We start from the raw sequence: 12,293 nt of genomic DNA, 5'->3' as shown, positions 1-12,293 counted from the left end.
CACGCTATTGCGGCGAGGCGGGCGGTGCTTCTCGATTCCTGACCGGTCTCATCACCTGCCGAGCCAGGCAGGCGGGAATGCCCTCGGCGGCGGCGCTGTGGTCGCGCTTGTAGACGCTGGGCGGCACCCCGACGAGCTCGGTGAATCGGGTGCTGAAGGTACCCAGCGACGAGCAGCCGACCGCGAAGCAGGCGTCGGTCACGGAGACGTCGCCGCGGCGCATGAGCATCATGGCCCGCTCGATGCGGCGGGTCATGAGGTACGAGTACGGGGACTCGCCGTAGACGCGCTTGAACTCCCGGCTCAGGTGTCCCGCCGACATGTGCGCTCCCTGTGCGAGGGACTCCACGTCGAGCGGCTGTGCGAACTCCCGGTCGATCCGGTCCCGCACCCTGCGCAGCACCGCGAGATCGCGGGCGCGCTGCGCGGGGTCAGGACTCCGGGCGCCACTTCTTGGCGTACTCATCCACGTACTCCTGACCGGTGAGCGCCTGGATCTCCTGCATCAGCCGGTCGGTGACCGAGCGCTCGAGCGCATGCCGCTCGTCGGGATCCGACGGGATGTCGTACTCGATCGGCTCGATGGGCTTGGCGAACTTCACCTGCACGCGCTCGGCGTGCCAGCTGAACGGACCGGGGGGTGAGACCTTGTCGGTGCCGATGACGCCGACGGGGATGATCGGAACATTCGCCTCGAAGGCGATGCGGACCAGGCCGGTGCGGCCGCGGTAGAGGCGACCGTCGGGGGAGCGGGTGCCCTCCGGGTACATGCCGACGAGGCGGCCCTCGTCGAGCAGCTTCCGCGCGGTTTTCAGGGCCGCGGTCGCGGCGTCGCCGCCGCTGCGGTCGATCGGAACCTGGCCGGTCTGGGTGTAGAAGAACTTCTGCAGCTTGCCGGAGATGCCCGGCGCGGTGAAGTAGTCGCTCTTGGCGAGGTACGAGATGCGGCGCGGTACCACGAGCGGCACGAACAACCAGTCCGCGATCGAGAGGTGGTTGCCCGCCAGGAGAGCCGGACCGTCGACGGGAATGTTCTCCAGGCCCTCGACCGTCGGTCGGTTCACCACCCGGATCGTCGGCCCCACCGAAACGTGCTTGATCAGCCAGTACAGGAGGCCCTGATCGCCGTGATTGGTCTCACCCATGGCGGACAACTTACCGGACCGTCAGATGGTGCGGCGCGGGAAGGGATGGGGCAGGATCGAGCTGTGACGGTACCCACATCGACGCGCTCCTACACGGTTCCGCACTGGGACCGGGCGGCCCTCGTCCTCATCGACGTGCAGAACGATTTCGTCGACGGCGCGGCGCCGATTCCGGGCACGGCGGAGCTCGTACCGGAGATGGCTCAACTCGCCGCCGCCTTCCGCGCCGCGCGCCGCCCCGTGGTGCACGTGGTCCGGTTGTACGTCCCCGGAGGTTCGGACGTCGACCCGGTTCGACGGTCCGCTGTGGAGGCCGGGGCGCACATCGCCGCGCCCGGTACTCGCGGTGCGCGGATCCCGGAGGCGCTCGTCGCGGGGGCGGTCGACGAGGACCGACTGCTCGCCGGCGAACCCCAGCGGGTCGGCGAGGACGAGGTCGTGATGTACAAGCCGCGATGGTCGGCGTTCTTCCGGACCGGGCTCGACGAACACCTGCGCGACCGGGGGAGCGACACCGTGGTGGTGGCGGGATGCAACCTGCCCAACTGCCCGCGGGCGACACTCTTCGACGCCTCGGAGCGCGACTACCGGGCCGTCGTCGTCTCGGACGCGACGTCCCAGGCCACGGACCAGCGGTTGGACGACCTCCGGTTGATCGGCGTGGAGGTGCTCACGACCGCTCAGGTGGTCGATGCCCTGGCCGGAAACCCGGTGGCACCGCACCCATAGAATGGAGCCATGTCTGATCTGCAGCTGAGCCGTCTCGACCTGCGTGGTCGTCGCCCGTCGCTCACCGAGCTGCGCGCGGCCCTCCCGCGCGGCGGAGTCGACGTCGACGCGGTGGTGCCCCAGGTGCGGCCCATCGTGGACGCCGTGGCGGAGCGCGGCGCCGAAGCCGCCCTCGAATTCGGCGAGACGTTCGACGGCGTCCGGCCGGCGACGGTGCGGGTCCCCGCCGCGGCGCTCGAGCGCTCCCTGGCCGAGCTCGATCCGGCGATCCGCGAGGCCCTGGAGACCGCCATCGCCCGGGTCCGCACCGTGCACGCCGACCAGGCGCGCACCGACACCGTCACGGAGGTCGTGCCCGGCGGCACCGTCACCGAACGCTGGATCCCGGTCGACCGGGTCGGTCTCTACGTGCCCGGCGGCAATGCCGTCTACCCGTCGTCGGTCGTGATGAACGTCGTGCCCGCCCAGATCGCCGGCGTCCGCTCGCTCGTAGTGCTCTCACCCGCCCAGAAGGACTTCGACGGCCTGCCGCACCCGACGATCCTCGCCGCCTGCGCGCTGCTCGGGGTCGACGAGGTGTGGGCCACCGGCGGCGCGCAGGGCATCGCGCTCGCCGCGCACGGCGGCACGGATCTCGACGGCGCCGAGTTGGCTCCCGTCGACCTCATCACGGGCCCCGGCAACATCTACGTCACCGCGGCGAAGCGGCTCTGCCGCGGACTGGTCGGCATCGACGCGGAGGCCGGACCCACCGAGATCGCGATCCTGGCCGATCACACCGCCGATCCGGTGCACGTCGCGGCGGACCTCATCAGCCAGGCCGAGCACGACGTCATGGCGGCGTCCGTCCTGGTCACTCCCTCGGTCGAGCTCGCGGACCGGGTCGACGAGGCCCTGTCGGCCCAGCTCGAGATCACCCGGCACCGCGAGCGCGTCGGCACCGCCCTGCGCGGTCCGCAGTCCGGCGCCGTTCTCGTCGACGACATCGACGAGGGGCTCGCCGTGGTCAACGCGTACGCGGCCGAGCACCTCGAGATCCAGACCGCCGACGCCCGCGAGGTCGCGGGCCGGGTCCGCGCTGCCGGAGCGATCTTCGTCGGCCCGCACTCGCCGGTCAGCCTCGGCGACTACGCCGCCGGCAGCAATCACGTGCTCCCGACCGCCGGCTGCGCGCGGCACAGTTCGGGCCTGTCGGTGCAGACCTTCCTGCGCGGCGTGCACGTCGTGGAGTACGACGAGGCCGCGCTCAAGGACATCGCCGGCACCGTCATCACCCTGGCCAACTCCGAGGACCTCCCCGCGCACGGCGAGGCTGTGCGGCTGCGGTTCGAGTCACTGAAGGGCGGTCGCGCGTGACCCCGCTGCCCGGAGAGGCGGTGAACCTCGACCAGCTACCCATCCGGGATACGTTGCGCGGTAAGGAGCCCTACGGAGCGCCGCAGCTGCCAGTGGCCGCCGCGATGAACACCAACGAGAATCCGCACCCGCCGAGCCCGGCGCTCGTCGCCGACATCGCGAAGGCCGTCGGCGAGGCCGCCGCGGCGATGAACCGCTACCCGGACCGCGACCTGGCGGCGCTGCGGAACCGGCTCGCCGAGTACGTGACCGAGCGGACCGGCACCGTCGTCGGACCGCAGAACGTGTGGGCTGCCAACGGCTCCAACGAGATCCTGCAGCAGGTACTGCAGGTCTTCGGCGGTCCCGGCCGCACCGCGATGGGCTTCGTTCCGAGTTACTCGATGCACCCGATCATCTCGGACGGCACCGACACGCACTGGATCCCGGGCAAGCGCACGGAGGACTTCGCACTCGACACGGACTACGCCGTGGGCGCGATCGATGAACTCCGTCCCGACGTACTGTTCCTCACGAATCCGAACAATCCGACGGGGCACCTCATCCCCGAGGACGAGCTGATCCGCTTGATCGAGGCCGCACCCGGGATCGTCATCGTCGACGAGGCATACGGGGAGTTCAGCGCAGGACCGTCCGCGGTGCGACTGCTGGATCGCTTCGGCGAGAAGTTGATCGTGAGCCGCACGATGAGCAAGGCCTTCGCCTTCGCGGGCGGACGGGTCGGTTACCTCGTGGCGGCGCCGGCGATCGTGGATGCCATCCAGCTCGTGCGCTTGCCGTACCACCTGTCGGTGTTCACCCAGGCCGCGGCGATCGCGGCGATCGACCATCGCGCCGAGACGTTGGCCTCCGTCGCTCACCTGTCCGCCGAGCGCGACCGCATCGCAGCACGGCTGGCGGAGCTGGGCTACGACGTCATCGACTCGCACGCCAATTTCATCCTGTACGGCGGCTTCGCCGACGAGGCCGCCGCATGGCGGACGTACCTCGACGGGGGAGTCCTGGTGCGGGACATGCACATCCCCGGGTTCCTCCGTGTGACGGTGGGGCTGGACCACGAGAACGACGCCTTCCTCGCGATCAGCGAGAAGCTCGCACCGAAGAACGACGGAGACCGCTCATGACCGACCGCATCGCCCGCATCGAGCGCACCACGAGGGAGTCCTCGATCGTGGTGGAGCTGAACCTCGACGGCACCGGACGGACCGAGATCTCCACGGGCGTCCCGTTCTTCGATCACATGCTCACCGCCTTCGGTCAGCACGGCAGCTTCGATCTGACTGTGCAGGCCACGGGCGACATCGAGATCGACGCGCACCACACGGTCGAGGACACCGCGATCGTGCTCGGTCAGGCCTTCGCGGAGGCGCTCGGCGACAAGAAGGGCATCCGCCGGTTCGGCGATTGCTTCATCCCCATGGACGAGACCCTCGCCCACGCCTCGGTGGACGTCTCCGGCCGGCCCTACGCCGTGCACACCGGCGAGCCCGAGTACCTGGTGAGCTCCGTGATCGGCGGATACCCGGGCGTGCCGTACTCGACGGTCATCAACCGCCACGTCTTCGAGTCGCTCGCCATGAACGCCCGGATCGCGCTGCACGTGCGTGTCCTCTACGGCCGCGACCCGCACCACATCACGGAGGCCGAGTTCAAGGCGGTCGCCCGCGCCCTGCGGGCCGCCGTCGAGCCCGACCCGCGGGTCACCGGCGTCCCGTCGACCAAGGGCACGCTCTAGAGACGCACGACCATCCCGAAGTCGGCCCGTCGGTCCGGCTGCACGCAGATCGGTTGCCGAGTCGGATCGGTAATTGTTTTGTAGGATCAACGAAATTGTCTGCGGGAGTCGGGAGTGCCGGTGTCCAGGATTCGTGGTGTCAGTGCGGTCAGCATCGTGGTGGTCCTGCTTCTGGGCCTGCTGGCCTGCGGCTCGCCGGACCGTTCCGGCGGCGGGGCGGGGGAGCAGCGGCCGGTCTCGGTGGCCGTCGACGTCACCAACCTGCCGCAGCGCATCATCGGCGTGAGGCAGACGATCCCCGTCACCGCGGGTGAGACGACGCTGCTCTTCCCGCAGTGGCTGCCCGGGAATCATTCGCCCTCCGGTCCGATCGACAAGATCGCCGGGATCCGCTTTTCCGCGAACGGGAAGAAGGTCGAGTGGAAGCGCGACCCGCTCGACGTGTACAAGCTGAAGGTCTCGGTGCCGGACGGCGTCACGAACCTCGACGCGGAGTTCCAGTACCTGACCCCGACCGACAGCACGCAGGGGCGCGTCGTGATGACGCCGAACATGCTGAATCTGCAATGGAACGCCGTGCTCCTCTATCCGGAGGGCAGGCCCGCGTCCGAGATCCCGTTCACGGCGAGCGTGACCTACCCGCCGGGTTTCGAGGCCGGTACTGCACTGGAGGTCGACGGGAGGAACGGTGACACGGTCGACTACAAGACCGTTCCGCTGGACGTCCTCGTGGACTCGCCCGTCTACGCGGGACGCTTCCACCGCGAATTCGACCTGGCGCCCGGTGCGGCGGTGCCGGTGCGGCTGCAGGCGTTCGCGGACGCTCCGGAACAGCTCGACGCCAAACCGGAGCACATCGAACAGCACCGGGCGCTGGTGCAGCAGGCGATCAAGCTGTACGGATCGCAGCACTACGACCGCTACGACTTCCTGCTCTCGCTGTCGGATCAGCTCAGCTCCAACGGCCTCGAGCATCAGAGGTCCAGCGAGAACGGCCAATCCACGGACTACTTCACCGGGTGGACGCCGGAACTCGGTAGCGACGACCTGCTCGGGCACGAGTACACCCACTCCTGGAACGGGAAGTTCCGGCGGCCCGCCGATCTGTGGACGCCCACCTACAACACTCCGATGCAGGACAGCCTCATGTGGGTCTACGAGGGACAGACCCAGTACTGGGGGAACGTGCTCACCGGCAGGTCGGGCCTCCGGTCGCCGGAGAACTCGCGCGACGCGCTGGCGTCGGTGGTCGCCACCTACACCGACGGTCGCCCGGGATTGAGCTGGCGGAGCCTGCAGGACACGACGAACGATCCGATCATCGCGCAGCGCCGGACCAAGCCGTACCGGTCGTGGCAGCTCAGCGAGGACTACTACCAGGGCGGCCAGCTCGTGTGGTTGGGCGTCGACGCGCGCATCCGTGAATTGACGGGCGGCGCCAAATCGCTCGACGACTTCGCCCGCGCGTTCTTCGGCGTCGACGACGGTACGTGGAAGACGCAGAAGACCTACGACTTCGACGACGTGGTGTCTGCCCTGAACGGCGTGGTGTCCGACGACTGGGCGAAGTATCTGCGCGATCGCGTGGACGGCAGGGAGCCGTTCGCCGCGAGCGTTGAGAAGACCGGCTGGAAGCTGGTGTACGACAACAACCCCGGAGCCCTGCTCACCGCTCAGATGAAGGAGGCGCAGGGCGCCGCCAACTACACGTACTCGATCGGCCTCAACGTGTCCGCGACGGGCAAGGTCACCGACGTCCGATGGGACGGCCCCGCGTTCAGGGCGAAGGTCGGTACGGGGATGACGGTGCTCTCCGTCAACGACGCCGCCTACTCACAGGCGACGATGCAGACGGCGATCGAGGCGGCGAAGACGAACCCGGCCCCGATCCGGCTGCAGGTGAAGGACTTCGATCAGACCCGCACCGTCGAGATCGACTACCACGACGGCCTGCGGTACCCCCACCTCCAGCGCATCGAGGGCACCCCGGACTACCTCACCCAGATCCTCGCGCGCCGTCCGTAGCCGGCCGGACGCTCAGGCCTCGCCGCGGCGGAGCAGGCGACCGTGCGGCGTGGCGAAGTCCACCTTCTCGCCGCGGAGCCAGGTGCCGGTGACGACGCCGGCGAGGGCGCGGCCGTCGTAGGGCGAGATCGCGTTCTTGTGATGCAGGCGGTGCACGTCCACGACCTGCGCGGCCTCGGGCTCGAAGATCGCGAAATCGGCGTCGAAGCCGAGGGCGATCCGCCCCTTGCGGGTCATGCCGGCCAGCTTCGCCGGGTTCGCGGACATCCATTCGAGGACCTGCTCGAGCGAGATGCCCCGCTTCTTCGCCTCGGTCCAGATCAGCTGCAGGCCGAGCTGCAGCGAGGCGACGCCGCCCCAGGCGACGCCGAAGTCGCCGTTCTCCACGTCTTTGAGGTCGATCGTCGACGGGGAGTGGTCGGAGACGATGCAGTCGATCGTGCCGTCGAGGAGTCCCTGCCACAGCAGTTCCCGGTTCGACGCCTCGCGGATGGGCGGGCAGCACTTGTACGCGGTGCCGCCCGCGGGGATCTCCTCCGCCAGCAGGGTGAGGTAGTGCGGGCAGGTCTCGACCGTCAGCTTGACGCCGTCACGGCGGGCCGAGGCGATCATCGGTAGGGCGTCGGAGGACGAGAGGTGCAGGACGTGGGCGCGGGCACCGGTCCACCGAGCGCGCTCGATGACGTCGGCGATCGCCTTGTTCTCGGCGCCGCGAGGCCGGGAGGCGAGGAAACCCGCGTACTCGGCCCCGGTCGGCTCGGGCGCGTGATCGATGGAGCAGGCGTCCTCCGCGTGCACGATCATCAGGGAGTCGAACGTGGCGAGCTCGGCCATGTCCTCCTGCATCTCGTCGACGGTCAGGGCGGGGAACTCGTCGACGCCGGAGTGCAGGAGGAAGCACTTGAAACCGAAGACGCCGTCGTCGTGCAGGCCGCGCAGTTGGTCCTTGTTACCGGGCACGGCGCCGCCCCAGAAGCCCACGTCGATGTAGGCCTTCGGGCCGGCCACGTCGCGCTTGAGCCGCAGTGCGTCACGGTCGACGGTCGGCGGAATCGAGTTGAGGGGCATGTCGACCAGAGTGGTGACCGCGCCGGCCGCGGCGGCCTTGGTCGCGGACTCGAAGCCCTCCCACTCGGTGCGGCCGGGCTCGTTCACATGCACATGCGTGTCCACCAGGCCCGGGATCATCACCTGGTCGTCGGTCAGTTCGATGACCTGACGTCCCGCGAGTCCGTTTCCGAGCGGCTCGATGGCGACCACTCTGCCATCGCGGATGCCGACCTCGCGTGCCACCGTCCCGGCGGTGGTGACGACACGTCGGCCGCGGACCACCAGGTCGTACTCGGGGGTGTCGGTGCTCATGCAGGTTCTCCTTCGCTAGAAATTCCGAGTCGCGGAATTTCGCCTCGATCCTGAGCCACAGTAGGTGTGACCTGCGCCACTAGTCAAGATCGTCGTTTCCGGCGTGTGACGATCATATTCCGACATGCGACATGGGCCTTGACAGAGTCGCTGGGATAGGTCTTACTTATCGCTACAAGTGGAACAAAACTTCCGCACAACGGAAAAGATTCGAGCGTTCAGCCAGCACGAACGAAGGCCCAGCATGACAGAAGACCTCACCCCTCGCGTCGCGGCGGAGGCGAATCCGATCCGGCTCGGTGATGCGGACGTCACCGACGTCCCCGACGTCGACGCCCTCAACCGCCTCAGCGCGGGCCTGTACAACCGGGACCTCGCGCCCACCAAGCGAGCGGGCCGCACGTGGGGCGGCTACAACATCTTCACCCTGTGGGCGAACGACGTGCACAGCCTCGGCAACTACGCCTTCGCGATCGGCCTGTTCGCGCTGGGCCTCGGCGGCTGGCAGATCCTGCTGGCCCTCGGCCTCGGCGGTGCCTTCCTGTTCCTGCTGCTCAACCTCTCCGGCTTCATGGGGGAGAAGACGGGCGTGCCGTTCCCCGTCATGAGCCGTATCTCCTTCGGCATCCGCGGTGCGCAGATCCCGGCGCTGATCCGCGGTGTCGTCGCGATCGCCTGGTTCGGCATCCAGACCTACCTGGCGTCGGTGGTGCTGCGCATCATGATCGTCGCGGTGGTGCCGGACGCGGCGACGCTCGACGGGAACCGCTTCCTGGGCCTGTCGACCCTCGGCTGGATCTCGTTCCTCGTGCTGTGGGCCGTCCAACTCGTCATCGTGAGTTACGGCATGGAGATGATCCGCAAGTACGAGGCCTTCGCCGGCCCGGTCATCCTCATCACCATGGCGGCGCTGGCTATCTGGATGCTGAGCAACGCGGATTGGTCGATCGCCTGGACGACGCCGGACTCGAAGACGGGCCTCGACATGTGGCTCCAGATCGTCGGTGGCGCCAGCCTCTGGGTGGCCATCTACGGCACCTTCGTCCTGAACTTCTGCGACTTCACCCGCAACGCCACGTCGAGGAAGTCCATCGTGCGCGGCAACTTCTTCGGGATCCCGCTCAACATGCTGCTCTTCGGCGCGATCGTGATCACGCTGGCGGGTGCGCAGTTCAAGATCAACGGCCAGGTCATCGAGTCGCCCGCCGACATCGTCAAGACGGTGCCGAACACGCTTCTGCTCGTGCTCGCCTGCCTCGCGCTGCTGGTCCTCACCGTCGCCGTGAACCTGATGGCGAACTTCGTGGCGCCGATCTACGCGCTCAACAACCTGTTCCCGAAGCACCTGAACTTCCGCAGCGCCGGACTCATCTCCGGTGTCATCGGGCTCGTCATCCTGCCCTGGAACCTCTACAACTCGCCCGTCGTGATCACGTACTTCTTGGGCGGCCTCGGTGCGCTGCTCGGCCCGCTGTTCGGGATCGTCATGGCCGACTACTGGCTGATCCGCAAGACCAGGGTCAACGTGCCCGACCTGTACTGCGATCTGCCCGACGCCCCGTACTTCTACAAGAGCGGTGTGAACCCGCGCGCCGTCATCGCGCTCGTGCCCACCGCCGGCGCGGCGCTGCTCATGGCCTTCGTGCCCGCCTTCCACGTCGTGTCGAACTACTCGTGGTTCATCGGCGCCGGTCTCGGTGCTCTGGTGTACCTCGTGGTGGCCGACCGCAAGGGTCCGTTCGTCGACGTCTCCGGCGAGCCGATCGCCGTCCCCAGCAAGCACTAGGAGTCCGGCATGCGCATTCTCGTCGCCAACGTCAACACCACCGAGTCCATGACGGCCGCGATCGCCGAATCGGCGCGTTCCGCTGCCTCTCCCGGCACGGAGATCGTCGGAATCACCCCGCGGTTCGGCGCGGACTCGTGCGAGGGCAACTTCGAGTCCTACCTCGCGGCGATCGCCGTCATGGACGCGATCACGCGGTACGAGGGCCCCTACGACGCCGTGATCCAGGCCGGCTACGGCGAGCACGGGCGGGAGGGCCTGCAGGAGCTGCTCGAGGTGCCCGTCGTGGACATCACCGAGGCCGCCGCCTCGACCGCGATGTATCTGGGCCACAAGTACTCCGTGGTCACCACGCTCGACCGCACGGTCCCCCTCATCGAGGATCGGCTCAAGCTGGCCGGACTCGACGCCCGCTGCGCCTCGGTGCGCGCGTCCGGCCTCGGCGTCCTGGAGCTCGAGTCCGAGCCCGAGCGGGCCGTCGAGGCCATCGTCGCCCAGGCGCGCGACGCCGTCGAGCGCGACCACGCCGAGGTGATCTGCCTCGGCTGCGGCGGCATGGCGGAGCTGGAGGAGAAGGTCTCCGCGGCGACGGGCGTCCCCATCGTCGACGGTGTCCGGGCCGCTGTGACGATCGCCGAGGGGCTCGTCCGGATGGGGCTGAAGACCTCCAAGGTGCGTACGTACGCCCCGCCGCGACCCAAGGTCGTGACGGGCTGGCCGTTCGAGAACTGAGACGGCCGCACCGATAATCGGGCAACGAAGGGACGGGCCATGACCACCACTGAGGCGCCGAAGAAGAAGCCCTGGTACAGATCCCTGTTCGTGCAGGTGCTGATCGGCATCGCCGCCGGCATCGCCACAGGCATCTTCTTCCCGGGATTCTCCGATCACCTCGCCCCACTGGGGCAGGGCTTCATCAAGCTCATCAAGATGCTGGTGTCGCCCTTGATCTTCCTCGTGGTGGTGACCGGCATCGCCAAGGTCGGCAGCATGGCGGCGTTGGGCAAGATCGGTGCGAAGGCCCTGCTCTGGTTCACGGTGTGCACCACGTTCGCGCTCGCGCTCGGCCTCGTCGTCGGCAACGTCGTCCGCCCCGGCGCCGGCTTGAACATCGACCCGTCGACCCTCGACGCCAGCGCGCTCGACGAGAAGACCCACGGGGAGCACCTGCCGGGCGGCGTCGACTTCGTCATGAACATCATCCCGACGTCGGTCGTCGACGCCTTCGCCAAGAACAACCTGCTGCAGGTACTGCTGTTCGCCGTGCTCTTCGGTGTCGCACTCGCGGCGATCAGTGAGAAGGTCCAGCCCGTCCTGCTCGAGGTCATCGACCAGGCGATGCACGTGATCTTCCGGATCGTCAGCTACATCATGTATCTGGCGCCGATCGGCGCGTTCGGAGCGATGGCGTTCACGGTGGGCAACTACGGTGCCGACTCGCTCAAGTCCTTCGGGATGCTGGTACTCGCGTGCTACGGCGCGGCGGTCGTGTTCATCCTCATCCTCGCGGTCGCGGTGCGCCTCATCACGGGCGTGAGCACGTGGAAGTTCCTCAAGTACTGCCGCGAGGAGTTCATGCTCGCGCTCGGCACGGGCTCGTCCGAGGCCGTGATGCCCTCGGTCATCAAGAAGCTCGACGCCGCCGGGTGCGATCGCTCCGTCGTGGGCCTCGTCATCCCGACCGGCTACTCCTTCAACCTCGACGGTGCCGCGATCTACCTGTCGCTCTCGATGATGTTCCTCGCGCAGGCCGTCGGCGTGGACCTCAGTGTGGGGCAGCAGATCACGATCATGGGCATCCTGATCCTCAGTTCCAAGGGCATGGCCGGCGTCCCCGGCTCCGCCTTCGTCGCACTCTCCGCCACGGCCGCGGCGGTGGGCGCCTTCCCGGTGGCCGCGGTCGCCCTGCTGCTCGGTGCGGACCGCCTCATGGACTCGATGCGCGTGGCCACCAACCTGCTGGGCAACTGCCTCGCCACCTTCGTCATCGCCCGGTGGGAGGGGCTGCTCGACACCGAGAAGATGAAGGCTGGCTATGTCAAGTTGATCTGGCCCCGGTAGGGCGGTTTCATTCGGCCCCACCTGAGTGGGGCCCTGAGCCGCTAGAGTCCGGGGTGTGGATGGGCGGCCGCGGGTGCGCAGTGTGGTTGCGCCG

General features: G+C 68.3%; 11 protein-coding genes. 8 read left to right on the top strand and 3 right to left on the bottom strand.

From position 1 onward, the window contains the following. Positions 1–4: 4 nt before the first annotated feature. Positions 5–466, bottom strand: a complete 462-nt coding sequence (locus FK530_RS23295; RefSeq protein WP_146489305.1) for a helix-turn-helix transcriptional regulator — start codon at positions 464–466, stop codon at positions 5–7. Continuing rightward, positions 432–1,145, bottom strand: coding sequence for a lysophospholipid acyltransferase family protein (locus tag FK530_RS23290; protein WP_146489304.1), 714 nt, complete (start codon positions 1,143–1,145; stop codon positions 432–434). The genes FK530_RS23295 and FK530_RS23290 overlap by 35 nt, the downstream gene beginning before the upstream one ends. 63 nt (positions 1,146–1,208) lie before the next feature. On the opposite strand from FK530_RS23290, the gene FK530_RS23285 reads away from it, so the two are divergent. From FK530_RS23285 to FK530_RS23265, 5 genes are all read left to right on the top strand, one after another. Further along, complete coding sequence (locus FK530_RS23285; RefSeq protein WP_231706765.1) at positions 1,209–1,874, top strand: cysteine hydrolase family protein; 666 nt, start codon at positions 1,209–1,211, stop codon at positions 1,872–1,874. 9 nt (positions 1,875–1,883) lie between these two features. Next, entirely contained in the window at positions 1,884–3,230 is a 1,347-nt protein-coding gene (gene hisD / locus FK530_RS23280; protein WP_146489302.1) for a histidinol dehydrogenase, read from the top strand. Next, positions 3,227–4,354: a histidinol-phosphate transaminase gene (locus FK530_RS23275; RefSeq protein WP_146489301.1), complete on the top strand. Its 1,128-nt coding sequence runs from the start codon at positions 3,227–3,229 to the stop codon at positions 4,352–4,354. The genes hisD and FK530_RS23275 overlap by 4 nt, the downstream gene beginning before the upstream one ends. After that, positions 4,351–4,965, top strand: a complete 615-nt coding sequence (gene hisB, locus FK530_RS23270; protein WP_146489300.1) for an imidazoleglycerol-phosphate dehydratase HisB — start codon at positions 4,351–4,353, stop codon at positions 4,963–4,965. The genes FK530_RS23275 and hisB overlap by 4 nt, the downstream gene beginning before the upstream one ends. A 120-nt stretch (positions 4,966–5,085) precedes the next feature. Beyond that, entirely contained in the window at positions 5,086–6,990 is a 1,905-nt protein-coding gene (locus FK530_RS23265) for a M61 family metallopeptidase (protein ID WP_146489299.1), read from the top strand. Between the two features lie 12 nt (positions 6,991–7,002). On the opposite strand, the gene allB is transcribed toward FK530_RS23265, so the two are convergent. Continuing rightward, positions 7,003–8,352, bottom strand: coding sequence for an allantoinase AllB (gene allB / locus FK530_RS23260; RefSeq protein WP_146489298.1), 1,350 nt, complete (start codon positions 8,350–8,352; stop codon positions 7,003–7,005). A 244-nt stretch (positions 8,353–8,596) separates the two neighbouring features. On the opposite strand from allB, the gene FK530_RS23255 reads away from it, so the two are divergent. From FK530_RS23255 to dctA, 3 genes are read left to right on the top strand one after another with little or no spacing between them, the layout of a single operon-like run. Then, the gene (locus FK530_RS23255) at positions 8,597–10,138 is read left to right on the top strand and encodes an NCS1 family nucleobase:cation symporter-1 (RefSeq protein WP_146489297.1); all 1,542 of its coding nucleotides are present in this window, start codon (positions 8,597–8,599) and stop codon (positions 10,136–10,138) included. A gap of 9 nt (positions 10,139–10,147) precedes the next feature. Next, positions 10,148–10,870, top strand: coding sequence for an aspartate/glutamate racemase family protein (locus FK530_RS23250; RefSeq protein WP_146489296.1), 723 nt, complete (start codon positions 10,148–10,150; stop codon positions 10,868–10,870). Positions 10,871–10,909: 39 nt separating this feature from the next. Further along, complete coding sequence (gene dctA / locus FK530_RS23245) at positions 10,910–12,199, top strand: C4-dicarboxylate transporter DctA (RefSeq protein ID WP_146489295.1); 1,290 nt, start codon at positions 10,910–10,912, stop codon at positions 12,197–12,199. Positions 12,200–12,293 lie beyond the last annotated feature (94 nt).

Origin of the sequence: Tsukamurella conjunctivitidis (assembly GCF_007858475.1) — a bacterium.
Lineage (GTDB): Bacteria > Actinomycetota > Actinomycetes > Mycobacteriales > Mycobacteriaceae > Tsukamurella > Tsukamurella conjunctivitidis.
This window is presented reverse-complemented; position numbering and strand designations above follow the sequence as displayed.

What these genes read in the sequence shown, in the direction of transcription:
- FK530_RS23295 (WP_146489305.1), bottom strand. Translation starts at nt 466, where the DNA reads ATGAGTACGCCAAGAAGTGGCGCCCGGAGTCCTGACCCCGCGCAGCGC.
- FK530_RS23290 (WP_146489304.1), bottom strand. Translation starts at nt 1,145, where the DNA reads ATGGGTGAGACCAATCACGGCGATCAGGGCCTCCTGTACTGGCTGATC.
- hisD (WP_146489302.1), top strand. Translation starts at nt 1,884, where the DNA reads ATGTCTGATCTGCAGCTGAGCCGTCTCGACCTGCGTGGTCGTCGCCCG.
- hisB (WP_146489300.1), top strand. Translation starts at nt 4,351, where the DNA reads ATGACCGACCGCATCGCCCGCATCGAGCGCACCACGAGGGAGTCCTCG.
- allB (WP_146489298.1), bottom strand. Translation starts at nt 8,352, where the DNA reads ATGAGCACCGACACCCCCGAGTACGACCTGGTGGTCCGCGGCCGACGT.
- FK530_RS23255 (WP_146489297.1), top strand. Translation starts at nt 8,597, where the DNA reads ATGACAGAAGACCTCACCCCTCGCGTCGCGGCGGAGGCGAATCCGATC.
- FK530_RS23250 (WP_146489296.1), top strand. Translation starts at nt 10,148, where the DNA reads ATGCGCATTCTCGTCGCCAACGTCAACACCACCGAGTCCATGACGGCC.
- dctA (WP_146489295.1), top strand. Translation starts at nt 10,910, where the DNA reads ATGACCACCACTGAGGCGCCGAAGAAGAAGCCCTGGTACAGATCCCTG.